This window comes from Emticicia fontis (assembly GCF_054779675.1).
Genome location: NZ_BAAGXU010000051.1, coordinates 96,654 through 122,684, shown reverse-complemented (window position 1 = coordinate 122,684; position 26,031 = coordinate 96,654). Strand labels below are relative to the sequence as shown.

Below are 26,031 nucleotides of genomic sequence, written 5' to 3'. Positions count from 1 at the left end.
TTTTAGTAAATGGGAAATTGGCTAAAAAACCTTTCAAGTTTTTTGATTATTTGGTGTAGAATCGAGTTATTTGTTGGGTTTTCGTCGAAATCTTTAAATATGGAAGAAAATAATCTAATAGGTTCTATCAAGCAATTTTTTACAAACGCTACTACAAAGATAAGCGACGCATGGGGGTGGTTTTTTGACCATATCTATATACTCCTGACTAAGATATTCGGAAAAAAAAGGGTAGAACTCGTATTTATCTCTTTCTATAAAGTTATAGATAAAATAACTGGCGCTTTCCGAGCAAGGTTCGATACGGAAGGCCCATACTTCCCTTTTATCAGAGGCATCTATAGAACAGCCGTAAGGATTTTTATCTTTATTTTCTTTTATTGGTTCTGTATAGAAACCAATTTTCTATGGCTCTGCGGTGGTATGCCAAGTATCGAGCAGCTGACCAATCCTAAAATTGCGCAATCGTCTACAATCTATTCAAACGATGGGATTGAGTTAGGTAAGTTTTTTACCGAAAATCGCCAGACGATTGATAGTGCTCAGATGTCGCCCTGGTTATTTAAAGCATTAATTTCTACAGAAGATAAACGTTTTTTTGAGCATTCGGGGATAGACTTAAAGTCAATGGGTGGAGTATTAGTCGGAATCTTTTCCGGGGGTGAACGTGGAGGGGGTAGTACAGTTACGCAACAGTTGGCTAAAAACCTGTATAGTACCCGTCGTAGTGAAATGAGAGGCTTATTATACCGTGTTCCGGTAATTAGTACAATTGTCTATAAAACAAAAGAATGGCTTACGGCTATCCGTTTAGAACAACGCTTCACGAAAGGAGAAATTCTGACAATGTATCTGAATACGGTCGACTATGGTAATAATGCCTATGGTATCAGAACTGCTTCTTTGACCTATTTTAGCAAAGAACCAGATAAGCTGGCTCCTGAAGAGGCGGCTGTTTTGGTGGGCTTACAGAAAGGGACAACCTTATATAACCCTATCAGAAATCCTAAAAATGCGCTTAAACGCAGGAATACGGTTTTACAGTTGATGGCTAAAAACGGTGATCTTACCCCGCAACAGGCTGACGCCTTAAGCCAGACAGAAATAAAACTTGATGTGAATACCGAAGTTGACGAAGATAATAGGGGTACTTATTTCAAAACGACTTTGGCGAAATTTATAGAAACCTGGGCAGATAGTAACAAGATAGATTTAAATCTCTACAAAGATGGTTTGAAAATCTATACGACTATTGATTCGAAAATGCAGGATTATGCAGATAATGCGGTTTCGAGCCATATGCGACGTCTGCAAAAGATTTTCGATCAGGAATGGAAAGGTAGAAATCCCTGGATTTATGAAAGCGGACAAGAGATTCTGGGATATATTGATACAGTGGCCAAGCGCACCCCTATTTATAAAAAACTTGTTCAGAAATTTAAGAATAATCCCGACTCGGTACATTATTATATGTATGAGAAAAAGAAAATGACCAAGGTATTTGTGTGGGGGAAAGATGGTGCCTCAGCACAAGATATTTTAATGAGCCCGATTGATTCGATTATTCATTATAAGAAATTGCTACAAACGGGTATGATGGCGATGGATCCTAATACAGGATACATTAAAGCATGGGTAGGCGGAATAGACCACGAGTATTTTAAATATGACCACGTGCGTCAGGGTCGTCGTCAACCAGGTTCGACTTTCAAACCGATTTTATATGCCGCAGCGATTGACGGGCCATTGAATCTCTCACCTTGTGATAGACGTACAGATGAACCATTCAAAAAAGAATGGATAGAAAAGGGAGAGGCAAAAGTATGGGCACCAAAAAATGCTGATGGAGTATTTACTTATGCCAGCATGACTTTGCGCCGTGCTATGGCGCGTTCTATCAATTCAGTAGCTGCACAACTTTCGGATGAGGTAGGACCTGCTACAACAGTAGCATATGCCAAAAAATTAGGAATCACTAATACCCTTGACCCAGTTTTGTCTATAGGTTTAGGTTCATCTGATGTATCTCTGTATGAATTGATTGGCGCTTATGCAGTGTTTGCCAACGGAGGGGAGCATGTTGAACCTATTCTGATATCAAAAATTGAAGATGCACAAGGGAAAGTAATTTATGAGGCTGAAATCAAAAAGCGTCAAGCCATTAGCCCTGAATCAGGATTTTTGATGCAATATATGTTGAGGGGTGGAGTAGAAGAACCAGGTGGAACCTCTCAAGGTTTGTGGGAATATGCCAGTGCTTTATTTAGCAATGGTGGACAAGCCGGAGGCAAAACCGGAACTACCTCCAATTATTCGGATGCCTGGTATATGGGCTTCACCAAAGACTTAGTTTGTGGGGTTTGGGTAGGCGGCGACGACCGCAGTATACACTTCCGTACACGTATGGGAGAAGGATCGCGCTCGGCTCTACCGATTTTCGGTAAGTTTATGCAAAGTGTCTATACTGATAAAAATTTGGGTTATAAAGCAGGACCGTTCCCTAAGCCCGGAGTACCTATCAAGAAAAGCTATCAGGGATGTGGAGGAGATATTGGAGGAATTAATGTTTCGGACTCAACCTCTGTGGGCTTAGATACGTCTAATACTATTCAGCAAGAAATAATAACCTTCCCTCAGAGAGAACCGAATAGGGATACTACAAAAAATAACCGATAGAATGGCTGTAAATATTTTCATAAAAAATATTTAATCATTACAACTATTATCCGTGAATGGGAGTCAATGCTTTTGAACAACGTAAACTCCCATTCAAATGGAAACAAAACTATATAAATCCGACCCAATTAAATTAGCCGGTAAAAAGAAAGTAAATCCCGCTGAGGTGCTTTTTCTGAAAGCTGATGTAAACTACACAGAAATCTTTTTGCAGGATGGCGAAAGATTCATTGTTTCAAAAACCCTGAAAGAATTGGAGAAACGATTCATCAACTATAATTTCTTCCGTACACATAAATCATACATGGTCAATCTGAAATTTGTAACAGGATATCAGATTCATGAGGGATTAATGGTAAAGGTACAGGACGAACACCAGCTAAGTCTTTCGCGTCGTAGAAAAGAAGTATTTTTAGATACCATGTCTAAATACAGAAAAGCAAGCTGATTAGCTTGTATGGTCGGAAACGATGAGCCACTTACCATCAATCTTTTTTAATACAAGCGTAAAGAATCCACTAGCATCACCTTTTTCCGGACGAGTTAAGTGAAATTTCCCTAATACCCAGCACGTGGTAGGCGAATGAAAATCTGTTTTCTGAATGTCGAATTTAAGCTTACCCATAGTAGGAAGATCTGGGTAAGTTTTCAGGTAACGTTCTAAAGTGGCTTTCCATCCATAGATTACGCCATTTTTGCCAATAAACATCAGCGAGTCAGATTTCCAGTAATCTTTCATAAAGGCCTTGATATCTCCTTTATTCCAGTTTTCATTCTGGCGATTTAATACTTTTAAGACCTCTTGTGCATCTTTTGAGCTTTGGGCGTGGATTTGTATTGAAAATACAAAACAGAAGATTGCTGTGATGACTGCTTTCATAAGAATAGTTTAGCTGCTTAATAAAGTTTTAGTGAGTTTTAATCGTTCAAAGGACAATTTCTTGCCCTCGTTACTATCTTTGTACGAAAGTATAAATTTATTCCCATATTTGTGAGCAAGCAAGAAATCTGGTTTGTAGTTAATCCTTTTTCAGGCAGAAAGAAAAACCATCAGGCAATTATCAGTCTGATTGAAAATCAATTAGATAAGAAAAAATATCAGGCGAAAATTATTCCAACCAAAGCTGCCGGACACGCCACTGAACTGGCGCATGAAGCTTCTGAAAAACAAGTGCCTTATATTGTAGCAATGGGTGGCGATGGTACCGTGAACGAAACAGCCAAGGCCTTGATTGGTAGTAAAACTGCTTTGGGTATTATGCCTCTGGGCTCAGGCAACGGATTAGCAAGAGAGTTGGGTATTTCGATGAAACCCGATAAGGTGATTGAGCAATTGAATAAGGCAACTGTCAAACCAATTGATACTTGTTATGTGAATGACATTCCATTTTTTTGTACGGCAGGAATAGGTTTTGATGCGCATTGTGCTGAAGTTTTTTCAAGGCTAAAGGGCCGTGGAATGCTCAACTATGTAAGAACAGGTTTTCAGGAGTTCTGGTCTTACCAACCTTTGCCATGCAATTTTGGCGGGAATGAGTATAAAGTATTCAGCATTACTTTTGGCAATGCCCGCCAGTTTGGGAATAATGCCTATATTGCACCCATTGCTCAGATAGATGATGGTTTTATTGACTGTACTTTGTTGAACCCACTACCGCTTTGGGAAGTGCCGGGGATTGTGACCAAATTGTTCAATAAAACGATTCATGAATCTGCCTATGCAGAAGCTTATCGGGGGGCTAAGTTTAAAATAAAAGGACAGGAAAATCTGTTGATTCATTATGACGGAGAACCACTAAGATTAGATACAGATGAGTTGACGATAGGTATTCGTGAAAAAAGCCTGCAAGTAATGATATGAAAAATAAGAAACACCGTGAGGGAGTGGTATACTCAACCAACCCTGATTTTGAATTTAATTTTGGCGAAGAAGAAGAAGTTGAAACCCTGGCACCTCAACAACAAAACCTGAAAATATGGTTGGATAGAAAAGGCGGAAACAAGATAGTGAGCAGGGTAGAAGGGGTGATAGCTAAAGACGAAGATTTACAGACTCTCAGAAAGAAACTCCAGAACCTATGTGGCAGTGGAGGCACGGCCAAAGATGGCGAAATCTTACTTCAAGGCGACCACCGTGATAAAATTCTGGCTTTCTTATTGAAAGAAGGCTATAAAGCTAAGAAGGCAGGGGGCTAAAATCTGGAACTGGCGATACTTCATCACCAATTTTTATTTTACCACCTTTCATCACCATGCAAGTAATACCGCCATGCCCTCGCATGGCATTATATCCTCCTTCACCCAGATTCTCTTCCATTCGGCTACATGGGTGGCAGTAGCCTGTACCTTTTAGTACTACGTCTCCAATCTGGAAAGTAGAATCGTGGAAAGCTAATAGATTAATACCCGAAACTACAATATTACGCCTAAGCAAAGCAGGGTCAATATTTTCTTTATGAAGCATCTTCGCTACGGTTTCTATATGTTCTGCTTGTATAAGTGTTACTTGCCTGTTGCGCGAATTACCTTTATATCGGTCGCCTTCTATTCCCTTTTGCTCGGTTACTTCAATTTCATCCACAACTTTTAACATTCCTCTGGATGTAGGACCGGGACGAAGGCTTAACCACTCTACTTTACCATTAAAGGCAAAGTTTTTCATCAACTTCTTAATTTCCATATGTCTGATTTTAAAGAACATAACAATCTTAAAGCGAAGGTGTTTTGAAATCTTTGGTTTCGTAGGCCAGACAGAAACTTTTCAGTTCACATTCAGGGCATTTTGGCGCACGAGCTATACAAACGTACCGGCCATGCAGAATAAGCCAATGATGAGCTACTGCAATTTTATCTTTAGGCAGATGCTTTACTAATTCTTTTTCAACCAACAGCGGATTCTTGGCAGTTTTAGGCACAAGTCCCAAACGATGAGAAACACGGAATACGTGAGTATCAACTGCCATCGCAGGTTGATTATAGATGACTGATACAATAACATTAGCAGTTTTACGGCCTACACCCGGCATTTTCTGCAAATCTTCAATCGTATTTGGTACTTCTGAGTTAAAATCATTTACCAGAATACGCGCCATACCTACCAGATGCTTGCTTTTATTGTTAGGATAACTCACACTCCTGATATATTCAAATACTTCTTCGGCTGTTGAATCTGCCAGACTTTCCGGGGTTGGGTAACGCTCAAATAAACGGGGTGTAACCTGATTAATGCGTTTGTCGGTACATTGCGCTGATAAAATGACAGCTACTAATAATTCGTAAGGATTGGTGTAATGAAGTTCGGTTTCAACCTGGGGATAATGTTCGGTAAAATAAGTAACTAAAGCTTTATAGCGTTCTTTTTTATTCATTGTCTGTCGTGAATTTTAAAACATCTCCCAAATTAGTAAAAACTAATCGTTGAAAGCAAAACCGGAACAAGGCTCCCGGAGTGTCGCTCAAGAATACGCACCTACTTGATATTCTTACGTCTGTTCCGTTGGAAATCTTCCAGCACAAATCCCCCTAAACCATTCAGGTTACTATAATACGCACGCCCATTGTTTACCTGAGTAAACTGCTGTACAAATTGTTTCAGATAAGGGTCTGAGGCAATCATAAAAGTAGTAACCGGAATATCCATCCGACGGGCTTGCGCAGCAATCGTCAGAGTTTTATTGACAATTTTGCGGTCGAGGCCGAAACTGTTTTTATAATATTTGATGCCTTCTTTCAAACAAGTGGGTTTCCCGTCTGTAATCATAAATACCTGTTTGTTTTTGGTTTTTCTGCGGCGCAGTAAATCCATCGCCAGTTCCAGACCTGCAACCGTATTGGTATGATAAGGGCCTACTTCCAGATAAGGAATATCTTTCAGCTGAATCTGCCAGGCATCATTACCAAACACCAGTATGTCAAGCGTATCTTTCGGATACTTAGTGCGGATGAGTTCAGCCAACGCCAGAGCCACTTTTTTGGCAGGCGTAATCCGGTCTTCACCATAAAGAATCATGGAGTGAGAAATGTCAATCATTAATACGGTAGAGGTCTGTATTTTTGATTCCCGATCAGTCACTTCCAAATCACTTTCGAGAAGCATAAAATCGTCGATACCACTATTAATCTGAGCATTTTTTAATGATTCAGTCATCGAAATCTGCTCCAGCGAATCCCCAAACTGAAAGGCGCGTACGTCACTGCTCAATTCATCACCAACACCAGTAAATGGTGTATGATGGCTACCGCTTGATTTGGTACGTTTCAGTTTACCGAAGATTTCGTCCAACGATTGTTTTCTGATACTCTGCTCACTTTTGGCTGTGATCCGGTATTGTTGCCCTTCCTGATTTTCTTCGGTGATATAGCCTTGTTTCTTTAAATCTTCTATAAAATCAGCCATACCATAATTATCATCCGTGAGTTGATACTGGCGGTCAAGATCGCTCATATAGCTAAGCGCCTGGCTTACATCTCCGGCGGTAATTAATAGCAATTGCTGAAAAATATTGAGTAATTGCTCAAATTGAGTTTTGCCCTTCATTTCGGGCTTGAATTCTGAAAAACGAAAACCAAGCATGACAATCAGTGATTTAGTATTGTATTACCTCTCTATAATATTAACGCTTTTTATCCGCTTAAAGTTTGGCTATGTTAAGATTCGCTACTTTTTAAGAACTATTAAGAGTTGGCTTGTCTGAAATCCGAAGATTTGCCGTAAATTGCATCGTTTTTTATAGTAATTGGCGGAACATGAGCATCAAAAAAATATTCTTTACACTTTTACTGACCTGTTTTTACGGCTTATGCCACGCCCAAATCCTTGACGATTCTACCAAGCAAGTTTACGGACTCAAGACTACCCGGTATATTCTTGAATACGATATTCTTAATAATCGTAAAACCTACTACAATCCCGATTCTACTTTAGATGGATTTCATCTGTTCGACAGAAACCTCAAAAGTGGCTGGCTATATCAGGATTTAGGACTGATAGGCACAGCAGTAAAACCCTTGTTTTTTCAGCCGAACGAAGAGGTAAGCAAACAACTGGGTTTTTCTACCTACGGTTTCTATGCTTTTGATGCTACCAAGACCAAATACTATAATACAAAATCGCCATACACCAATATGTATTATAGCCAGTCGGGTGGGGGAATGTTGTATCTCGATTTTACACACTCACAGAATATCAAACCCCGCTGGAATGTTACTTTTGATGTGCGTCGCCTAACGGCTGCCAAACAATACGGTGCTCCACAAACCCGTGAAGAACGACTGGTGGATAGCTGGGCATTGACTACTTCGTCCAATTACGAGTCAAAAGATGGAAAGTATACCATTTTAGGAACTTATAATCATTTTAACCACGCACCAATTGATCAGGGCGGCATAAAACCATTGGTTGATAGCCTTAAATTTGTTGAATCAAGCGATTTAAGTAATTATAAAAACTTCCTGTCGAGAATTACAAACGCTTCTTCAAGAGATTGGCGGAACGAATTCCATATCTATCAGCAATACCAGTTATCGAATGGCTTTCAGGTCTATCATATATTAGACTATCAGAGACGCATTGATTATTATCATGATAATAATTTCAAATCAGATACCACTGCCGGCGGAATTAATTATTATGGTATGCAAATTCCTAAGGATACGGCCTTGTTGAATAAATTACCTGACACACTTTCACTGGCATTGAGGTATCGTTTAATTGAAAATAAGTTTGGTATCAAAGGGATTTTCAAAGGTTTTGCTTATAGACTTAACCTCCGTTATCGCTTGTATAATCTCAATTCTGACTTCAATGTAGATGAACCTTCTCAACGAAAAACCGGATTCAGACATGAAGTACTGGCAAGTGCCTGGGCCAATTATTTCTTCCCCGACAGCCTGAAACGAGCCTACGCCGAATTTGAATTAGGCACAAATCTGAATTATCGCCTGAAAGTAGAATACATTGGCCCTAAGCTAACCGCAGGATTTTATCAGGCTTCTACGCCTGCTACCTTGTTAGATGAACGTCTGGGGAACAATAGTGCATTCAATTGGTCGATGCTCAATAACCGGAATCTGGCTAATCAATTCTCTACCAATCTCTATGCGGCAACTTCTATCAGGTTGCAAAGATTCAAGGTTACGCCAAGCGGTTATTATTCATTGCTCAGTAGTTATATTTATTACGACGAAAATGCCCATATCCAGCAAACTCCAGCACTTTCGGCTCTTTTTAAATCAATCAGCGTTTTCAGAGCAGGTCTTGAGATTGAATATAACTGGAAAAAATTCTTATTAAGAAACCAGACCTATCTTGCCGGAACTTCCCGTCAGGATATTATCCGCATGCCAACCATCACCAATAATACTACGGTTGGCTATGAGTTTATCTATGCCAAAAGGCTGCATATCAATGCCGGAGCAGAAATCTATTATCGCTCGGCCTATTATGCCGATAACTATATGCCACTCAACCGCCAGTTCTATATCCAGAATGATAAAAAGGCATGGGGTTATCCGGTGGTCGACCTTTTTGCTAACCTGAAAGTAAGCCGCGTAAGGGTGTTCCTCAAATTTGCCCATGTCAATCAGGGCTTCCCAGCCAATGGTTATTTTGTAAGTTCTGTATATCCGGGCTTACGCCGTACCTTCTTCATCGGGGCAAACTGGCCGCTATTTGATTAAAATTAGTGTTCAGGCTTAGCTACTTATAGTTACTCTTATTTTCCGAAAACCATCACTGCGGTGCTGCCCATTTCAAAAAGGTATTCACCGTAGCGTCTACCTTTTCTGAGGCTTCTTTAGTGCCTGATATGTAGTCAGTTAAGTTTCTTGCTTTTGTATTCTCTTCTTCCTTCATCATAATGGTTGTTCTATGGACGGTTGGTCGTGGATTGTTATCTCGGACTGCACTTTCCTAAATTTCCGGCTTTCGATTATACTTTCAAAGTATTTAGAAGATTTTTGATAAAATCATACTGTTGGGGTAGGAGTTCCCCTTGCCAGAACTCATTTGACAAGAATTTAAATTATCAATAGTAGAAAGTGTTAAAACATATTTAAAAATAAAAACTGAAAATTGTAACCTTAAATCATCATTTCCTGTCTGAGTACGATTAAAAACCGAGAGAAAATTTATGTTATAAGAAGCGATATTACAGGTTTTTAATTGTACGAGTTTAAATGATGGCTGCTTTTTGGGCGCCCGGCTAGGGTTACTTTTTTTCAGCTAAAAAAAGTAACACCAAGGACTATGAAAATAAAATAATATAAGGCATACTCTATTATTCACTTCAATACTGGAAGCAACAATCACTCGGTTAGTATCGCTGTTTAACTGCACAGCAAGAGTTTATTCACTGTATTTTGGAATAATATTAAACAAGTTCATTACCTTAAATTCATTACTAATAATAAATTTTTTATTAAAAATTACATAAAATGCCCCTAAACGCAATTTCTCCTATTTAATTATTTATGTTGAAAGAAATTGTTCAATTAAAGAATTTGTATCTTTGCATTCTTATAAACCTAAACTCTTGATACATGGTGTTTTGGCACTATTTACTACCGGTTCTATTTTTCACTGCTGTCTTTGTTCAACTCATTTTTATTTTGGGTATTTTTCCGGGGCTATTGTCGCATCAGGATGCCGGACGTGATACAGTTTCGAGCCAGAAACCAGGGGTTTCAGTAGTTATTGCAGCCTGGAACGAGTTGGAAAACCTGAAAGAATTGCTGCCGATATTAGAATCGCAGGATTACCCCGACTTTGAAATAGTTGTGGCAGACGACCGCTCGCACGACGGCACTTATGATTATCTCTTGTTTAACGAGGGAGGCTATTCTAAAGTTAATTTTGTCAGAATTGAGTCATTACCTGCCCATTTTACAGCCAAAAAATTTGCTGTAACGATGGGAATCAAAAAAGCTACGAAAGAAATTATTTTGTTAACTGATGCCGATTGCAGACCAACCAGCGAATTATGGATTGACACGATGGTAGCGCAGATGGAAAAAGGCAAAGACATCGTACTGGGCTTTTCACCTTATAGTTTCGAAAACTCACGATTGAACTCGCTGATTCGTTATGAAACATTCCAGACGGCCCTGCAATATATGTCTTTTGCCGAAGCAGGTATGCCTTATATGGGTGTTGGCCGGAATCTGATGTATCGACGCGATTTATTCTGGGTAAGTAATGGTTTTTCAAGCCATCATGGTTTGTTAGGCGGAGACGATGATTTGTTTGTGAACGAAGTATCAAACAAAAACAATGTAGCCATTTGCATAGATGAAGAAGCGCACATGGTATCAGAACCGAAGAAAACCTGGGGCTCTTGGGTAACACAGAAGCGCAGACACTTATCGGTTGGGAAACGTTATAAATTCAGAGATAAGTTTTTACTGGGAAGCCTGGCTGCCAGTCAGTTAGTTTGTTGGTTTATATTATTGCCGACTTTCTTTATTAAGCCTGACTGGTTTGAAGCACCGGAGTGGTCTAGAATACCAACCCAGTGGCTGGACGATAATAATTTACAGGATTTCTATTTATATAATGATTGGATGCGATTAATTACCGGCGTATTTTTCTTCTGGTTATTTATCAGATGGATCGTATTATCGAAAGCCAATAAGAAATTGAGTGGCACGATTCAATCATTCAAAATACCTTATTACGATTTTCTGTACGCTTGTTATTATTTAGTTTTCGGTTTGATTACCGTTTTCTCAAACCCTAAAAAGATTAAGTGGAGATAAGAGCCTGTTTAAATATTGTTTTTCTGACCGAAAAGAACGGTCCGCCGCCGCGGCAGATTTTTCAGTTAGACAAGCGGACGCCGCGCGGGCGTATTTTGCAGGCGTAGCAGGCAGCTACGACGAAAAAATACAACGCAGTATAAATGAAAAAGCTGCCTTTGAAGGTCGAATTATAATATTTAAACAGGCTCTAAGATAAAATTTACTTTTTGTGCATTGCATATGCCCGCTAATATAGATATACTGACCAAATATTTTCCGAAACTCACCGACAAACAACGTGAGCAATTTGAACAATTGCAGGAACTATATAGTTTTTGGAATAGCCAGATTAATGTAGTTTCAAGACAGGATATTGAAAATCTGTACGAGAAACACGTATTGCACTCACTGGGGATAGCCAAGGTGCTGAACTTCAAGCATGGCACAGAAATTTTAGATGTAGGCACAGGTGGTGGTTTTCCGGGTATTCCTCTGGCTATTTTATTTCCCGAATGTCATTTCCATCTGGTAGATTCAATCGGGAAGAAAATCAAAGTAGTAACTGAGGTAGCTCAGGCAGTAGGCTTAAAAAACCTGACTGCCCAACACGAAAGAGCCGAAAATGTGGCAGGTGATTATGATTTTATTGTGAGTAGGGCCGTAACAAGGTTGAAACCTTTTTATGAATGGATAAAAGATAAAGTCACCCGTAATCAGTTTAACGACCTGAAAAATGGTATTCTCTATCTGAAAGGAGGCGATCTGGAAGAAGAATTGCAGGAATTTGGCAAAAAATACAAGTTGTATAACTTGTCAGATTATTATGAAGAGGAGTTTTTTGAAACCAAAAAAGTGGTATATGTACCATTCTGATACACATAATTTTAATAACCCATAATTAATCCTACATACAATGAACGAACGATTTTCGGCAAGTGCCATTAAAAACCCTTTAATGCCTGATGAAGTGATCTTCAACGAAAAAGGCGTTACTTTCAAGGCGAGAAAAGTTTTTAGTAGTTCTGAACAATTTGTTTTTTATAACGATATAGCAGGGGTAGAAATAGATTCAGGTATGTTTTTCTCAACAATCCGTATCAAGGCAAGAGCCAGAGAACACGAAATTTTGATTGAGAATTTTACTAAAAGTGATGCGCGTAAAGTAAAAGAACTCATATTAGAGCGTGCATTTCACTAAAAGGTATGTCTGCCGTTGCTCATATCAGATCTGAAGCAAAAGAGATTGTTGTTTCGGCAAAACTCTGGTTTTATGGCAATTTTGCTACAACCGAATTGGTGAGCCGGATTGTGGCTGAAATAAACAGCCAGTACAATGATGCAAAAGGTAGATTACAAGTAAGAGAAGCTGACGGAAGCATAGCCACTTATCTTATCAGATTTGAAATAGATTCAGCCATTGTATCGGTCGATGCCGTTTTTGAGCTGGTGCAAAGCAATACTGATTACCGCAACAACTATATTCGTATCGAACAGGATAATTTCCTCAAACGCTCGTTTATGGGCAATGAACTGGGAGGAAATATCGGACATTGGCTGATAAGTGATAATTTAGGAGAATCCACCACTGCTGCACATGAATTTGGTCATTCGTTAGGGCTCGACCACCCCACAGACGTTGATTTACGAGACAGAGAACTGCCACCACCCATGATGGCACCCAGAGGGACACTGGTAAAATCGAGATTTCAATGGAATCCGACTGTGAATGCCGGGGAATTTGGTGGAACCATGAAACCCATTTACAGAAAAGTATGCGCCGAAGAAGTTGCTGAGATTTTTACGGGTTTGACTTTCACAGATGGCACATTGAACCTGGGCATTCTCAATAATCTGGTATATGATGAAATTGGAAATCCATATTATTTTATTGAGTGATTTAGCGATTGAGTGAATGAGTAATTATGTATGAAAATAGTGAATCGCAAATTAGCTGATAATAATTTAAAATAAGTAAATAATTGAGGGTTTAGATGATTGAGTAGTGAAGATAATCACTCAATTACTAATTCACTCAATCACTCAATAAACATCTATGAATCTAGGCGTTAAAAATACATTAAGAGTGCTTCGGGGTACCAGTGTAGGTATGTACTTGGGCGATGAGGAAGGCAATGATGTCTTGCTGCCCAAAAAGTATATTCCTGATGATTTGATAGTGGGCGATGATATAGAGGTATTTATCTACAAAGATTCCGAAGACCGCATTATTGCTACTACGCTCGAACCAAAAGTTCAACTCAATCAGTTTGCCTACTTGCAGGTAATGGCTGTTACGGCCATTGGTGCTTTTCTGGACTGGGGGCTTGAAAAAGACCTGTTGGTACCATTTAAAGAACAGAACAAAAAACTAGCGGTAGACGACTGGTGCGCAGTGTATATGTATCTTGACGAAGACACGGACAGGCTTGTAGGTTCTTGCAAGATTAATAAATTTCTGGAGAAAGAGGCGGCTGGTTTAACCGAGGGAGAAGAGGTAGATTTATTTGTTTTTGAAGAAACAGCTCTGGGCTTGAATGTGGTTATCAACAGCAAATACAAAGGGCTGATTTATGAAAATGAGATTTTTCAACGTGTTAAATTGGGCAGCCGGTTGAAGGGTTATGTCAAACAAATCAGAGAAGATAACCGCATTGATATAAGCCTGCAAAAGCAAGGATATGCCAACGTAGAGCCGAGTGCAGAAAAGATATTAGAAAAGCTGAAAGCCAATGAGGGCTTTCTGGACGTAACCGATAAGAGTGATGCCAATTATATCATGTATCAGCTGGAAATGAGCAAAAAAACCTTTAAAAAGGCCATTGGGGGCTTGTATAAACAGCGTTTGATCAGGATAGAAGACGATGGCATTTATTTAGTCTGACAATAAAAACAACAAATATGAAGCAAATAATTTTTACTGAAAAAGCACCTGCTGCGATTGGCCCTTATAGCCAGGCCGTATTGGCAGGAAATACCCTGTATGTATCCGGGCAAATAGCCTTGGATTTGGCGACTTCGGGCGATATAAAAGCAGAAGCAAACAAAGTGATGGAGAACATAGGGCATATACTAGCTGAGGCAGGAATGGACTATACAAATATCGTAAAATCAAGCATTTTTCTGAAAAGTATGGATGATTTTGCTTTGGTAAATGAGGTCTATGGCAGCTATTTTCCATCGAATCCTCCCGCCAGAGAAACAGTGCAGGTAGCCCGATTACCAAAAGATGTAAACGTTGAAATTTCGGTAATCGCCGTTAATTAAATTTTAATCTTGAGCCGGATTTTTTAATATGAAATGCTTAAACTTGATTATCAAGTGTTTGCAAATTAGATTATTCTGCCAGATAAAATAAATCCTTACCGTAAAATAATTTTCATTGTTAAGAATGTATCTTTAATAAAGAAAATCTTATATATTTACGGAAAAAGAAATTCCTCCCATTTGTAACTAAAACTAAAATAGTTTAGCTATGAGAAAAAATTATTTTCTATCTCTATTATTGTTGATGAGCGCTTTTTGGAAAGTTGAGGCTAAAGAGAGAGAAATCTCAAAAGAATCCGCGCCTACTTCCATTGCAATGGCTCCGACGTTACCGAAACCAACCGAGCTTTCTGGAACATCTGTAACAGGTGTCGGAACTCAGATTAACCTAGTATGGCGTGATAATGCAACCGGAGAAACAGGTTTCCAGATTGCCGTTTCAAGTAATGGTGGTACAAGTTATAGTGTGAATTCGGCAGGCCCGTCTATAGGTTCATTTGGTACAGGAACACTTCCTGGCTTAACTCCAGGTACAACATATAAGATTGCAGTAAGAGCCGTAAAAACTGGTTCAGGTCCAACCGTGTTCTCTGGTTGTACAGTAAGTATCCCTGGCGTATCAGATAACGTAGCTGACCAGTATTCCTGCTGGAGTGATATTATCACTGTGTCTACTAACCCAACCGTTCCAAGACCTCCTATCAATGTTCAGATTCTGGATTCTGATATTACGCAAACTACCGCTAAAATATCTTTCACAGATGATTCAAACAATGAAACGGATTTTCTTATTAAAAGAAGAACAGTTGGTGGTGCGTACGTTGATGTAGCTACTCTGCCAGCTTCTCCGGGAACTGGTACTAGAAAAGAATATTTAGTGACAGGTTTGCAATCGGCAACAATTTATCAATTCGTAGTAGTTTCACATAATGTAACAGACTACTCAGTTGAGTCTAACATGAAACAAATTGAAACATTGCCATATGCTCCTCAGGCGCCATCAATATTGATTTCTCCTTGGACAAATCTGAATACGATTCGTTTAGAATGGACGTTTAACTCAACCAACCAAACGTCTACTATTATCCAACGTTCATCTGATGGTTATAATTTCTATGATTTGAATGATAGCTATTTTCCATTTATTGGTTGGTATGAAGATGCAGGATTGGGAGAAGGTCAAACATTCTATTATAGAATCCTGGTAGTAAACAAAGGTGGCCGTAGTGGTCCTTCAAATGTAGTTATGGCTACTACTCAGAGACATACAGCGCCATTTGCTCTTTATGATTTGGTGGCGAAAACTGCAGATAGCTCGACTTCTACAATTAACTTGATGTGGTCGAACCCGCTTCCTGGACCATATAATGTACCAGTGGCTACAAATATCTATCGTTCATCAACAAGTGCTACGGACGGATTCTTTAAAATAGGTGAAGTTACACCGGATCAATTTATGTTTAGCGATACTACAGGCAAACCAAAAACCCGCTACTGGTATAAAGTTGGATCGGCTAATCAATACGGTGAAAACTTTTCGAATGTAGCGAATGATATTACTCGTGGCGCGCCGACTATGCCGGAAGGCTTACAGGTTATAGCAACAAAAGATAGCTTGGGTAATGATATTCTGGTTGCAAAATGGACTGATACCTCTAACGATGAAGATTACTTTGTATTAGACAGAGCAACTGATGTGAACTTTACTCAGAATGTATTGACTGCTAATCTTTTTAGAAACTATACACAAGCTACAAGTATTCCGTTTGATGAAGGTATGACTTACTTCTTCCGTATCAGATCAGTAAACTACTATGGTTCTTCTGCCTATACAGAGTGGACAAGCGTTACATCGTTCTATACGGCTATCCCGAACAAACCTTATGGTTTGAAAGCCACAGCAGCAGCCAAATCAGTAACTTTGAAATGGGGTGATGATTCAAACAAAGAAGAAGGGTTTGAAGTAGAGCGCTCAACTGATGGTACAAACTTCGGTAAAGTAACTACTACTGCCGCTAATGCAACTTCTTATGTTGATGGTACAGTAGCTGCCAATACTAAATACTGGTACCGTGTAAGAGCTACCAATCCTAAAGGATCTTCTGATTATACAAACGTGGTTGAAGTAACAACTCCTTCGGCTACAAGTGCTTTGGTAGGTGGTTCTTCTACCAACGAAACATGGCAGGTATTTCCAAACCCAACTACTAACTCGGTGCAAGTAACATTGCCTGAAAGCATGCAGAATCAGGTTGGTGTAGTAACTATTGTTGACAGAATGAACAGAGAAGTAGTAAAAGCGAAATTAGATTCTAATCAGAAAGAATATCGTTTTGATCTAAGCAATTTCTCAGAAGGTACTTATATCATCAATATCAGTACTGGTTCAAAACAAATCTCGAAAAGAGTTTACAAGCAATAATTGAAACAATGAGTATATAAATAAAGAAGCGTCTCAAAGGGACGCTTCTTTTATTTTTCTCAATGCTTGCCAGAATTAAAATCTTATGCAGCAATTTAGCTGAAAGTAACAGGCAATTAATAGTCGTAGTTCTCTGTGAAAGTATTTTGACTAGTGCATAAATAAAGAAGCGCCTCAAAGAGACGCTTCTTTTATTTTCACAACTTTTGCTAAAATTAAATACTTATCAAATCGCCTTTGAAAAAGTATTATGTATCACACTGCCTGTCGGGCGAATATACTTGTCGAAAACTGTACACACATTTCTGATAAACGCACGTCCCTCTTCTGTAACTCTTACCTTGTCGTCTTCCAATATGATAATTCCATCTTCCTGTAATGTCAGTAGTTGCTGAATCTGTTCCTGATTCAAATCATTCAATGAAAATTCAGTCTCGAATCTACACATCAGATTCTGGATATAATTTCTCCAGATCATATCAGTTTCTGACTGGATATGCCCGCGTAATAACGGGAAGATATGGTTTTTTGTCAAATCTATGTACTCGTCTAAACTCTTGGTATTCTGCGATAAAGCCGTCCATGAATCACTAATAGCTGATACCCCCAACCCCAGCATACATTTAGATTGCGAAGTAGTATAGCCCATAAAATTACGGTTGAGCGAACCATTCTGGCTTGCCTTAAAAAGTGAATCAGTTGGGCGGGCAAAATGATCCATACCGATTTCAGTATAGCCGTTCTCCTCAAAAATCATCCGGCCTAATTCATACAATTGTCTCTTGACGGCTGCACTTGGCAGGTTGTTTTCATCAAAACCCCTTTGTCCGTTTCCTTTTAGCCATGGCACATGCGCATACGAATAAAGTGACAATCTATCCGGTGAAAGTTCTATGGTTTTTCTGATGGTTTTCTCAAACTGCTCGATGTTCTGGAAAGGGAGGCCATAAACCAGATCATGACTGATAGAAGTGTAGCCAATCTGACGGGCTAATTCGGTTACTTTCTTTACATTCTCGAACGGCTGCAAGCGATTAATAGCTACCTGCACGGCATGGTCATAATCCTGTACACCAAAACTTACCCGACGAAAACCTAAATTATATAAGGTTCTCAGATGGGCTTCGGAAGTGTTATTAGGATGTCCTTCAAAACTAAACTCGTGGGTAGGGCTTACTTTTGAACCAGATAGAATACCTTCGATTAAATCTTTCAGGTTTTCGGGAGAGAAAAAACTAGGTGTACCACCGCCTAAATGAATTTCCTCGATTACCGGGGCTTCTCTTAATAAACTGCGATACAAATTCCACTCTCTTAATACAGCTTCAATATAAGGTACTTCAAACTGGTGATTGAGTGTAATGCGTTTGTGGCAGGCACAAAAAGTGCACATACTCTCACAGAATGGGAGATGGATATAAAGACTAAGTTTTTTCTGATTTTTATACGTGCGAATAAAGCTCTCTTTCCATTGAGCTTCTGTAAAACTGGTATTATCCCAGTAAGGGACAGTCGGGTAACTTGTGTATCTTGGTGCGGAAGTATTGTACTTCTCAATCAATGCTGATGACGTCATTCTCCTCTTTTTTTATTCAAATGTAGTATTGAGATAAAAAAAGAAATATGAGCAAAATCATATTTGCTAATTTCTTAGCCTTTTTAGTTTTTCCATGTCCAAAATAGTGATTCTTCCCGACTCAATATCTACCAGTTTTTCATCTCTGAAATCAGATAAAGTACGGATGGCCGTTTCGAGTGAGGTACCCGCTGCACTGGCCAGATCTTCCCGACTGATTTTCATAGCAGTCTGATTCTTCTGGTAGAAGCGTATCAGGGCTTCTGAAACTCTTTTTCTGACAGAATTATAAGCCAGCTTTAATAGATTTTCTTCATTATCCTTGATATTCTTAGATAAGAGCTGAATAAATTTCTGCGCCACCTGTGGATTCTGGTGTAGCAGATTATTAAAATCTTTTTTCGGAATCAGACAGATTTCGGCGTCTTCTAATGTCTCTGCGGTATCAGTAAAGTTAGTTTCCTGTATCAGATCTACGTATCCGATAAAATCTCCTGTATTATACAGATTCACAATAAACTCCTTGCCATCATCATTTGTCTTAAAAGCTTTTAATTTACCTTTTATTACATAATAAAGATATAGCGGAAAATCTCCTTCACGATAGATTTCCGTTTTTTTCTTGAAATACCTGATCTCCCGGTTTTCTGTCAACTTCTTTAATTCCTGTTCGCCACTCGCATCGACAATGAGCTGGTCGAGCCCTACTATATCCTGCGAATATTGTTTTTTTGATACTTCTCTTTTGCGCAGTCGGCTTTCAATGGCACTTAGCAGCTCTACGTCGTCAAAGGGCTTTGTAATATAATCGTCAGCACCCATATCCATGCCTTTTCTGAAATCAGTGCGTTCGGCTTTAGCCGTTAAAAATATAAATGGAATAGATGCTGTTTTTTCCTGTTTAGAGAGTAGGTGCAGTACACCATAGCCATCCAGAACAGGCATCATAATATCACAGATAATCAGGTCAGGCAGTTCTCTTATCGCCACATCTACACCTACTTTGCCATTTTCTGCGGTCAGAACTTCGTACCCATCTAATTCTAGTATTTCAGAGGTATTTTCTCTGATTTCAATGTTGTCTTCTATCAAGAGGATTTTTTTCATAATCTGTGTTGTGCTTTACTTATAAATATCGGGGCAGCGTAATGATAAATTCAGTGCCCTTGTTTATCTCGCTTATGAACTCAATTTTACCTTTCAGTAATATTACATATTGATTTACGATACTTAAGCCTAAACCTGTGCCTTGTATCGCTTCGGCATTACTCATGCGGTAAAACCTTTCAAAGACGTGTTTTTTTTCAGCCTCTGGTATACCTATACCTTCGTCTTTAATACTGATAATAACCTGCTTGCCCAATATCTTGCCTGTTACCTGAATAGTAGAATTTTCAGGCGAAAATTTGATAGCATTAGAAATCAGGTTGATAACAATATTTTTGATAAGCTTTGTATCGAGACGCACATCATAGGAAGTTTCAGTAGTTTCGTAAATACAAACAATTCTTTGTCCTTTTTTACTAATGCCCTGCATCTGCTGACATATTTCTTCCAGCAACTCATTTATCACAAAAGTTTCTGGAGCTACTATTACCTTTCCTTCTTCCAGTTTGTTAAGCGATAGGAAATCATTTAATATATCTGTGAGGTTTCTTACCGATGATTTGATCCGATGGATATGTTTGTCACGCTTTTCGTTTTCATCCATATCTCCATACTTTTCAACCAATGAAAGCGACGAAAGTACAGTAGCCAATGGTGTGCGGAATTCATGTGAGGCAATGGTAATAAACCTGGATTTCATCAGGTTCAGTTCTTGCTCTCTTTTCAGCGCTCTGTCTAGCTCGTCTTTGGTTTTTTCCAGTTTCTGAATGGCCTCTTTTAATACCAGCGTGCGTTCTTCTACCTCAATCTCCAGTTCGTTTTTATAACTCACAAGCTTGTTTTCAGCAATTTTGCGGATAGAAATATCAATCACAAAGGCAATTACATAGGCTCCTTTACTATTCTGATAAGGGCTCAGACTGATTTCAACAGGAAACTCAGAGCCATCTTTTCGCTTGGCATATAAATCCATCCCACTTCCCATTGATCGGGCATGAGGGTGCTCGTTAAAGTTCATTCGGTGGGCTGTATGTACCGGTCTGAAACGATTAGGGATGAGGTCTTCTATCATCAGATCAGTCAGTTCTTCCGGTTCATAACCAAACATTGCTGCCCCACTGGGGTTCACCCGAACGATTTTTCCTTGTTTATCAGCTATTAAAATTCCTTCTGTTGCAAAAAGGAAAATCGCCTCCGATTGGTGTAAAATATCCATTTCCGCTACTTTCGACAGAATGTCAGTATTCTTTTTCATCAGCAAAGGAGATAAGTTTTAGCACTTAAAAATATGACAAAAATCAGGTTTCTAAAATACCGCCGACAAAATTAAACAATTTATCATATTCTATTATGATAACCATCATATTCATTGATTGACAAAATACTGAATTTTGTTGCATTGAAAAACTATATATATGAAAACCATTTTACTAGCCACCGACTTTTCAAAAGCAGCCAATAAAGCAAGCCACATTGCCACGCAAATTGCAATCAGACAGGACGCCCGATTGGTATTGTATCATTCATATAGGTTTATGAATACCTATGATGATAACTATGGGTATCCGATTGAAGAGGTAAAAAGAATTACTTCAAAAAAACTGGGTGATTTAAAGAAAAGGATCCAGGCCAGACTTGAACAACCGCTTAAGATTATCACGTGTAATAAACATGGGTTCGTGATGGATACGGTAAAAGAGGCCATAGAAGAGTTTGGAGTTGATTTAATAGTAATGAGTAGTGTAGGTGATGCGCCCCTTGGCGCGGGTTATTTTGGTAGTATTGCCACCGAAATGCTGGATAAGCTACAAGTACCCATGTTGGTATTACCTCCTAAGTATAGAAAAAGTGCGATTGAAAATGCAGTAATGGCTATCGATTTGAAAAAGCCTCTCGATGCCAATGCTTTAAGTAAGGGGATTTATCTGCTAAGAGATTTAGATGCAGCGGTAGATGTGGTATACGTAGCTAAAACTGCTGAAGAAGCCAATAGTGAAGAAGTGAAAGAGGCGAGTGTCAGAGTTAGGGACTTATTAAAGAATGTTCCGCATACGTTTGAGACTATAGTTGAGGGCAAGCAGGTTGATGGAATTAACAAGTTTGTGAAGAAAAGAAAGGCACAATTGCTGTTTACTTTTCCTAAACACCATACTTTTTTTGAAAAAGTTTTTCTGCAAGGCAATACCCGTAGATTAGTATTTGATACAGATGTGCCCGTGTTGGCTATAAAATAAATTTAAAACAGGACTGAATATGATGAAAATTGTTGTTGATAAGGAAATGACCGTCCATCAATTTGCAAGGGCGTTCAATGAGGTATATCCTTTTCTGAGAATTGAGATTTACCACATGGGCAATGAGGTGAGCACAGATTGCTTTCATACGCTGGAAGAAATTTCGAGTATGAAGAATCCTTCGGTATTTATCATTTCGCCGAGTATGACAATTGAGCAGATTGAAACCTTTTTCTGGGAAGAATTAGGTTTGCAGGTAGCTGTTTTCAGAAAAGTAGGTAACTCGTGGATACACACGTCTTTTACTAACAACTGGACACTAGAACGCCAGAACCGTATGGGCAGAAATATCTTTGGAGAAATAGCATGAGTATTTTTGATTAACTCATGCTATATTTTTACTTTATTATTAGCCATAATCCAAAGAAATAGCTTCTTCTGCTGAAAACTTTTGCCTGACTAGTCATTTTCTATCCTAAAATCATGCTTTTGCCTACGACTATATGCACTTATTCCAAAATATGATAAATATCAGTTTTCCTGGTGGTGTTTAATCATAATCGCGACGTTGATTGAAACGTAATTTTGGACTTTCAAATAACCCACATTTTTAATGGCAATTTTAATCTTTTTTCTGGCTCACTGGTATTTATCCTTATTCTCACAAACCTTCTTTCTGCATCGCTATGCAGCCCACCAGATGTTTACGATGTCGAAAGGTTGGGAGAAGTTTTTTTATGTAATAACCTTCATCACACAAGGTTCTTCTTTTCTAAGCCCTAAGGCGTATGGCATTATGCACCGCTTGCATCATGCTTATGCCGATACTGAGAAAGACCCGCATTCGCCGAGTTATTCTGACAATCTGTTTCATATGATGTGGAAAACCAAGGATTATTATAACGATATATTAAACGATAGAGCGAATATAGAACCGAAATTTAAGAAAGGTGTACCAAACTGGATGTTTATGGAGCGGCTAGGTGATAAATGGACAGTGCGGATTGCCTGGGGGGTATTGTATACTTTATTTTATATGTATTTTGCTACCAACGCCTGGGAATATCTTCTGTTACCGATTCATTACCTGATGGGCCCGGTGCATGGGGTTATTATCAACTGGTTTGCTCATAAATATGGCTACCGGAACTTTGAAGTGAACGATACTGCCAAAAACCTGCTTCCATTTGATTTTCTGATGATGGGAGAATCTTATCACAACAACCACCATAAATTGGGCGGTAGGGCAAATTTCGGCATCAAATGGCACGAGTTTGACCCTACGTACCCAATTATTTTATTGCTTAATAAATTACATGTAATTAAGCTGAAATTGAATAACGATTTGAACTATATGTAAGCGCTTAAACAGTACAGCTATGACACTCAATGAAACCAAAATAGCCTGTTACCATTGCGGTGACGAATGCGCAGACAGCCCGATTGTGCTGGAAGACAAACATTTTTGCTGTCATGGCTGTAAGACTGTTTATGAGATTCTGCAAGATAACAACTTATGCTCGTATTATGACCTGAATCAGCACGCGGGTATAAGTCTGAAATCAGCCAATTTTAACGGCAGATTTGATTATCTGGCCGACGAGAAGATACAAACCCAATTGCTCGATTTTAAGAGTGAAAGTATCAATAAAGTTACTTTATTCATTCCGGCTATCCATTGTAGTTCTTGCGTGTGGTTGCTTGAAAACTTCAATAAAATTCAGACCGGAATATTTACGGCCAGGCTCAATTTTCTGAGAAAGGAATTATCACTCAGTTATGACCCTACGAAAGTCAACCTGCAAACCATTGTAGAATTATTGGCTACTTTGGGCTATGAACCTTTGATAAATCTGCAAAGCGCCGAGCACCACCCTAAACAGAACAAGGTACAAAGACGACTCATATTACAGATTGGAGTAGTAGGTTTTTGTATGGGGAATGTGATGCTGTTGAGTTTTCCTGAATACTTCAAACTAGACCTCAACAATCTGGTAGATGCGACTTACCAGCGGTTTTTCTTATATCTCAATTTTTTGCTATCGCTGCCTGTCTTCTTTTTCGGGGCCTCTGATTACCTGAAAGGGGCCCTTATTTCTATCAAAGAAAACTTTAAAGGCAAAACCAATGTATTAAGTGTAGATATTCCGATTGCTTTGGGTATTACTGCACTGTTTGTCAGAAGTAGTTTTGAAACCTTTGTGAATCATTCTGCGGGGTATTGGGATAGTCTAGCCGGATTGGTTTTCTTCTTGTTGACTGGCAAGTGGGTGCAACAGGTCACATATAATTATTTATCATTTGAGCGTAATTATAAATCCTATTTCCCATTGGCTGTAAAGGTAAAAAGTGGCTATAAAAATGTATCAGAACTACAAAAAGGCGATATCATCGCCATCCATCATCAGGAATTGATTCCGGCTGATTCGCTTTTATTGTCGGATAGGGCCTATATTGATTATAGTTTCGTAACCGGAGAGTCTGAACCCATCAAGAAAGAAAAAGGAGATCTGATTTATGCCGGAGGGAGACTGATTGGTGAAAAAGTGAATCTGACCGTACAAAAACAGGTGTCTCAAAGCTACCTGACTGAATTGTGGAATAACGATGCTTTTAAAAAAGAAAAGAAAACGGCTACCATAGATCTGGCCAATGCCTTTAGTAAGTATTTTACCTATACTGCGCTTGTCATTGCATTGATTACGGGCACATACTGGTATTTTAATGAGCCGGATTTAGTCTGGAAAAGTGTGACTGCCGTATTGATGGTGGCTTGCCCTTGTGCGCTTACGCTTTCAATGCCTTTTACGATGAATACCACCATGGGTATTTTTGGGAGAAATAAGTTTTTTGTCAAAAACCAGATGGTGATTCAGCTATTGACTGAAATAAATGAGGTGGTATTTGACAAAACCGGAACACTTACCGAAAATAAAAACGGGCAGCTGCATTTTGAAGACGGTACTTTAAACAAGCAAGAAAAAAGCTGGATCGGGCAATTAGCCGCACAATCAGTACACCCTTTAAGCAAAATGATTTACAAATATTTAGGTGTGGGTAAAGGAAATATCAGCTATTTCAATGAAATAAAAGGGATGGGGATTGAAGGGGTAATCGATGAAAATTTCATCAGATTAGGTAACGCTGAATTTGTAGGAATAAGAACCAACAATGCGCAGGCAAGTCAGGTATATGTAGAAATCAATCAGGAATACAGGGGGTATTTTACGATAAAATCAGACTATCGGAAAAACTGGAAAGAGGTTTTGAAACAACTGAAATCTCATTTCAAAATGGCTTTAATATCTGGTGATAATGATGAAGAGCAGGCAAATCTAAACCCATATTTCGATCAAACAAGATTGTTGTTTAATCAGAAACCACAAGATAAACTCGATTTCATTAAAGCAGAACAGCAGGCCGGAAATCATGTATTGATGATAGGCGATGGCCTGAATGATGCCGGAGCGTTACGCCAGAGTAATGTGGGTATAGCCTTGAGCGAAGACGTACAGGCATTCTCTCCCGCTTGTGACGCAATTCTGGATGCCTCAAAATTCAACCGATTGACTGATTTTCTGGGTTTTAGTAAAACAGCACTCAGAATTGTAAAAGCAAGTTTCGTTTTATCTCTAGTATATAATTTTATTGGCATTGGCTGGGCTGTATCCGGCAAATTATCACCTGTGATGGCAGCTATTTTTATGCCTTTAAGTTCTCTATCGGTCGTATTATTTGCGGTCGGCATGACCTATCTTTTTGCCAGACTTAAAAAATTGATTTAAACAGATTCATTTTATGGCAGTCATTATATTTTTAGTAATTGCAGCACTGGTAGTAGCAGGGGGCTTCCTGGCATCTTTCTTCTGGGCTACCAACGACGGTCAGTTTGATGATACTTATACTCCGGCGGTCAGGATTCTGTTTGATGATGAAAAACCTGCTGAAAGTCATAAGGAATCATGAGTTAGAATAGATTTTGGATAAATGATACACCTTAGTTTTGTGCATCTAAT

General features: G+C 38.9%; 25 protein-coding genes. 17 read left to right on the top strand and 8 right to left on the bottom strand.

Annotated features, from left to right (window positions below; genetic code table 11):
• The first annotated feature begins 99 nt into the window (after window positions 1-99).
• Entirely contained in the window at window positions 100-2,676 is a 2,577-nt protein-coding gene (locus ACYVFA_RS21530) for a penicillin-binding protein 1A (protein WP_460473931.1), read from the top strand.
• A 97-nt stretch (window positions 2,677-2,773) separates the two neighbouring features.
• Window positions 2,774-3,124, top strand: a complete 351-nt coding sequence (locus ACYVFA_RS21525; protein ID WP_460473930.1) for a LytR/AlgR family response regulator transcription factor — start codon at window positions 2,774-2,776, stop codon at window positions 3,122-3,124.
• On the opposite strand, the gene ACYVFA_RS21520 is transcribed toward ACYVFA_RS21525, so the two are convergent.
• Window positions 3,125-3,556 (bottom strand): YybH family protein, encoded by a 432-nt coding sequence (locus ACYVFA_RS21520; RefSeq protein WP_460473929.1) that lies wholly within the window; start codon window positions 3,554-3,556, stop codon window positions 3,125-3,127.
• Window positions 3,557-3,667: 111 nt separating this feature from the next.
• Between ACYVFA_RS21520 and ACYVFA_RS21515 the strand changes: the two genes are divergently transcribed.
• Together ACYVFA_RS21515 and ACYVFA_RS21510 are read left to right on the top strand one after the other, a co-directional pair.
• A complete protein-coding gene (locus ACYVFA_RS21515; protein ID WP_460473928.1) occupies window positions 3,668-4,537 on the top strand; it encodes a diacylglycerol/lipid kinase family protein in 870 nt (289 codons plus the stop codon).
• Window positions 4,534-4,872 carry a translation initiation factor gene (locus ACYVFA_RS21510; protein ID WP_460473927.1) on the top strand — a complete coding sequence of 113 codons (339 nt, stop codon included), beginning with the start codon at window positions 4,534-4,536 and terminating at the stop codon, window positions 4,870-4,872. Before ACYVFA_RS21515 ends, ACYVFA_RS21510 begins: the two co-directional genes overlap by 4 nt.
• Here ACYVFA_RS21510 and ACYVFA_RS21505 read toward each other — a convergent pair.
• The 3 genes from ACYVFA_RS21505 to ACYVFA_RS21495 form a co-directional block, all read right to left on the bottom strand.
• Window positions 4,853-5,356 (bottom strand): MOSC domain-containing protein, encoded by a 504-nt coding sequence (locus tag ACYVFA_RS21505; RefSeq protein ID WP_460473926.1) that lies wholly within the window; start codon window positions 5,354-5,356, stop codon window positions 4,853-4,855. The two genes, ACYVFA_RS21510 and ACYVFA_RS21505, sit on opposite strands and share 20 nt — an antisense overlap.
• A 28-nt stretch (window positions 5,357-5,384) precedes the next feature.
• On the bottom strand, window positions 5,385-6,044 hold the full coding sequence (gene nth / locus ACYVFA_RS21500) for an endonuclease III domain-containing protein (protein ID WP_460473925.1): 660 nt from the start codon (window positions 6,042-6,044) through the stop codon (window positions 5,385-5,387).
• Between the two features lie 101 nt (window positions 6,045-6,145).
• Window positions 6,146-7,249: a vWA domain-containing protein gene (locus ACYVFA_RS21495; protein WP_460473924.1), complete on the bottom strand. Its 1,104-nt coding sequence runs from the start codon at window positions 7,247-7,249 to the stop codon at window positions 6,146-6,148.
• Window positions 7,250-7,422: 173 nt separating this feature from the next.
• On the opposite strand from ACYVFA_RS21495, the gene ACYVFA_RS21490 reads away from it, so the two are divergent.
• The gene (locus ACYVFA_RS21490) at window positions 7,423-9,354 is read left to right on the top strand and encodes a putative porin (RefSeq protein ID WP_460473923.1); all 1,932 of its coding nucleotides are present in this window, start codon (window positions 7,423-7,425) and stop codon (window positions 9,352-9,354) included.
• A gap of 52 nt (window positions 9,355-9,406) precedes the next feature.
• Here the strand turns inward: ACYVFA_RS21490 and ACYVFA_RS21485 are convergent, their stop codons facing one another.
• On the bottom strand, window positions 9,407-9,532 hold the full coding sequence (locus ACYVFA_RS21485) for a hypothetical protein (RefSeq protein ID WP_460473922.1): 126 nt from the start codon (window positions 9,530-9,532) through the stop codon (window positions 9,407-9,409).
• 683 nt (window positions 9,533-10,215) lie between these two features.
• Between ACYVFA_RS21485 and ACYVFA_RS21480 the strand changes: the two genes are divergently transcribed.
• From ACYVFA_RS21480 to ACYVFA_RS21450, 7 genes are all read left to right on the top strand, one after another.
• Complete coding sequence (locus ACYVFA_RS21480) at window positions 10,216-11,430, top strand: glycosyltransferase (protein WP_460473921.1); 1,215 nt, start codon at window positions 10,216-10,218, stop codon at window positions 11,428-11,430.
• Between the two features lie 222 nt (window positions 11,431-11,652).
• Complete coding sequence (gene rsmG / locus ACYVFA_RS21475; protein ID WP_460473920.1) at window positions 11,653-12,285, top strand: 16S rRNA (guanine(527)-N(7))-methyltransferase RsmG; 633 nt, start codon at window positions 11,653-11,655, stop codon at window positions 12,283-12,285.
• Window positions 12,286-12,325: 40 nt separating this feature from the next.
• Window positions 12,326-12,610 (top strand): hypothetical protein, encoded by a 285-nt coding sequence (locus tag ACYVFA_RS21470; RefSeq protein WP_460473919.1) that lies wholly within the window; start codon window positions 12,326-12,328, stop codon window positions 12,608-12,610.
• A gap of 5 nt (window positions 12,611-12,615) precedes the next feature.
• Window positions 12,616-13,308 (top strand): M10 family metallopeptidase domain-containing protein, encoded by a 693-nt coding sequence (locus tag ACYVFA_RS21465; protein ID WP_460473918.1) that lies wholly within the window; start codon window positions 12,616-12,618, stop codon window positions 13,306-13,308.
• Window positions 13,309-13,465: 157 nt separating this feature from the next.
• Complete coding sequence (locus ACYVFA_RS21460) at window positions 13,466-14,293, top strand: CvfB family protein (protein WP_460473917.1); 828 nt, start codon at window positions 13,466-13,468, stop codon at window positions 14,291-14,293.
• Between the two features lie 17 nt (window positions 14,294-14,310).
• On the top strand, window positions 14,311-14,676 hold the full coding sequence (locus tag ACYVFA_RS21455; RefSeq protein ID WP_460473916.1) for a RidA family protein: 366 nt from the start codon (window positions 14,311-14,313) through the stop codon (window positions 14,674-14,676).
• 208 nt (window positions 14,677-14,884) lie between these two features.
• Complete coding sequence (locus tag ACYVFA_RS21450; protein WP_460473915.1) at window positions 14,885-17,098, top strand: T9SS type A sorting domain-containing protein; 2,214 nt, start codon at window positions 14,885-14,887, stop codon at window positions 17,096-17,098.
• A gap of 226 nt (window positions 17,099-17,324) precedes the next feature.
• Here the strand turns inward: ACYVFA_RS21450 and hemN are convergent, their stop codons facing one another.
• The 3 genes from hemN to ACYVFA_RS21435 all read right to left on the bottom strand — a co-directional run bounded on the left by hemN (window position 17,325) and on the right by ACYVFA_RS21435 (window position 21,036).
• The gene (gene hemN, locus ACYVFA_RS21445) at window positions 17,325-18,674 is read right to left on the bottom strand and encodes a coproporphyrinogen-III oxidase family protein (protein ID WP_460473914.1); all 1,350 of its coding nucleotides are present in this window, start codon (window positions 18,672-18,674) and stop codon (window positions 17,325-17,327) included.
• Window positions 18,675-18,740: 66 nt separating this feature from the next.
• The gene (locus ACYVFA_RS21440) at window positions 18,741-19,781 is read right to left on the bottom strand and encodes a response regulator (protein WP_460473913.1); all 1,041 of its coding nucleotides are present in this window, start codon (window positions 19,779-19,781) and stop codon (window positions 18,741-18,743) included.
• Between the two features lie 19 nt (window positions 19,782-19,800).
• Window positions 19,801-21,036: a PAS domain-containing sensor histidine kinase gene (locus ACYVFA_RS21435; RefSeq protein WP_460473912.1), complete on the bottom strand. Its 1,236-nt coding sequence runs from the start codon at window positions 21,034-21,036 to the stop codon at window positions 19,801-19,803.
• Window positions 21,037-21,196: 160 nt separating this feature from the next.
• On the opposite strand from ACYVFA_RS21435, the gene ACYVFA_RS21430 reads away from it, so the two are divergent.
• The 5 genes from ACYVFA_RS21430 (at window position 21,197) to ccoS (ending at window position 25,981) form a co-directional block, all read left to right on the top strand.
• A complete protein-coding gene (locus ACYVFA_RS21430) occupies window positions 21,197-22,015 on the top strand; it encodes a universal stress protein (RefSeq protein ID WP_460473911.1) in 819 nt (272 codons plus the stop codon).
• Window positions 22,016-22,034: 19 nt separating this feature from the next.
• The gene (locus ACYVFA_RS21425) at window positions 22,035-22,385 is read left to right on the top strand and encodes a hypothetical protein (RefSeq protein WP_460473910.1); all 351 of its coding nucleotides are present in this window, start codon (window positions 22,035-22,037) and stop codon (window positions 22,383-22,385) included.
• 243 nt (window positions 22,386-22,628) lie between these two features.
• Window positions 22,629-23,375 carry an acyl-CoA desaturase gene (locus tag ACYVFA_RS21420; protein ID WP_460473909.1) on the top strand — a complete coding sequence of 249 codons (747 nt, stop codon included), beginning with the start codon at window positions 22,629-22,631 and terminating at the stop codon, window positions 23,373-23,375.
• Between the two features lie 19 nt (window positions 23,376-23,394).
• Window positions 23,395-25,800: a heavy metal translocating P-type ATPase gene (locus tag ACYVFA_RS21415; RefSeq protein WP_460473908.1), complete on the top strand. Its 2,406-nt coding sequence runs from the start codon at window positions 23,395-23,397 to the stop codon at window positions 25,798-25,800.
• 13 nt (window positions 25,801-25,813) lie between these two features.
• A complete protein-coding gene (gene ccoS / locus ACYVFA_RS21410) occupies window positions 25,814-25,981 on the top strand; it encodes a cbb3-type cytochrome oxidase assembly protein (RefSeq protein ID WP_460473907.1) in 168 nt (55 codons plus the stop codon).
• Window positions 25,982-26,031 lie beyond the last annotated feature (50 nt).

Excerpts from the sequence above, each read along its gene's own strand:
- ACYVFA_RS21530 (WP_460473931.1), top strand. The coding sequence starts at position 100 with ATGGAAGAAAATAATCTAATAGGTTCTATCAAGCAATTTTTTACAAAC.
- ACYVFA_RS21525 (WP_460473930.1), top strand. The coding sequence starts at position 2,774 with ATGGAAACAAAACTATATAAATCCGACCCAATTAAATTAGCCGGTAAA.
- ACYVFA_RS21520 (WP_460473929.1), bottom strand. The coding sequence starts at position 3,556 with ATGAAAGCAGTCATCACAGCAATCTTCTGTTTTGTATTTTCAATACAA.
- ACYVFA_RS21510 (WP_460473927.1), top strand. The coding sequence starts at position 4,534 with ATGAAAAATAAGAAACACCGTGAGGGAGTGGTATACTCAACCAACCCT.
- ACYVFA_RS21505 (WP_460473926.1), bottom strand. The coding sequence starts at position 5,356 with ATGGAAATTAAGAAGTTGATGAAAAACTTTGCCTTTAATGGTAAAGTA.
- nth (WP_460473925.1), bottom strand. The coding sequence starts at position 6,044 with ATGAATAAAAAAGAACGCTATAAAGCTTTAGTTACTTATTTTACCGAA.
- ACYVFA_RS21495 (WP_460473924.1), bottom strand. The coding sequence starts at position 7,249 with ATGCTTGGTTTTCGTTTTTCAGAATTCAAGCCCGAAATGAAGGGCAAA.
- ACYVFA_RS21490 (WP_460473923.1), top strand. The coding sequence starts at position 7,423 with ATGAGCATCAAAAAAATATTCTTTACACTTTTACTGACCTGTTTTTAC.
- ACYVFA_RS21485 (WP_460473922.1), bottom strand. The coding sequence starts at position 9,532 with ATGATGAAGGAAGAAGAGAATACAAAAGCAAGAAACTTAACTGACTAC.
- ACYVFA_RS21480 (WP_460473921.1), top strand. The coding sequence starts at position 10,216 with ATGGTGTTTTGGCACTATTTACTACCGGTTCTATTTTTCACTGCTGTC.
- rsmG (WP_460473920.1), top strand. The coding sequence starts at position 11,653 with ATGCCCGCTAATATAGATATACTGACCAAATATTTTCCGAAACTCACC.
- ACYVFA_RS21470 (WP_460473919.1), top strand. The coding sequence starts at position 12,326 with ATGAACGAACGATTTTCGGCAAGTGCCATTAAAAACCCTTTAATGCCT.
- ACYVFA_RS21465 (WP_460473918.1), top strand. The coding sequence starts at position 12,616 with ATGTCTGCCGTTGCTCATATCAGATCTGAAGCAAAAGAGATTGTTGTT.
- ACYVFA_RS21460 (WP_460473917.1), top strand. The coding sequence starts at position 13,466 with ATGAATCTAGGCGTTAAAAATACATTAAGAGTGCTTCGGGGTACCAGT.
- ACYVFA_RS21455 (WP_460473916.1), top strand. The coding sequence starts at position 14,311 with ATGAAGCAAATAATTTTTACTGAAAAAGCACCTGCTGCGATTGGCCCT.
- ACYVFA_RS21450 (WP_460473915.1), top strand. The coding sequence starts at position 14,885 with ATGAGAAAAAATTATTTTCTATCTCTATTATTGTTGATGAGCGCTTTT.
- hemN (WP_460473914.1), bottom strand. The coding sequence starts at position 18,674 with ATGACGTCATCAGCATTGATTGAGAAGTACAATACTTCCGCACCAAGA.
- ACYVFA_RS21440 (WP_460473913.1), bottom strand. The coding sequence starts at position 19,781 with ATGAAAAAAATCCTCTTGATAGAAGACAACATTGAAATCAGAGAAAAT.
- ACYVFA_RS21435 (WP_460473912.1), bottom strand. The coding sequence starts at position 21,036 with ATGAAAAAGAATACTGACATTCTGTCGAAAGTAGCGGAAATGGATATT.
- ACYVFA_RS21430 (WP_460473911.1), top strand. The coding sequence starts at position 21,197 with ATGAAAACCATTTTACTAGCCACCGACTTTTCAAAAGCAGCCAATAAA.
- ACYVFA_RS21425 (WP_460473910.1), top strand. The coding sequence starts at position 22,035 with ATGATGAAAATTGTTGTTGATAAGGAAATGACCGTCCATCAATTTGCA.
- ACYVFA_RS21420 (WP_460473909.1), top strand. The coding sequence starts at position 22,629 with ATGGCAATTTTAATCTTTTTTCTGGCTCACTGGTATTTATCCTTATTC.
- ACYVFA_RS21415 (WP_460473908.1), top strand. The coding sequence starts at position 23,395 with ATGACACTCAATGAAACCAAAATAGCCTGTTACCATTGCGGTGACGAA.
- ccoS (WP_460473907.1), top strand. The coding sequence starts at position 25,814 with ATGGCAGTCATTATATTTTTAGTAATTGCAGCACTGGTAGTAGCAGGG.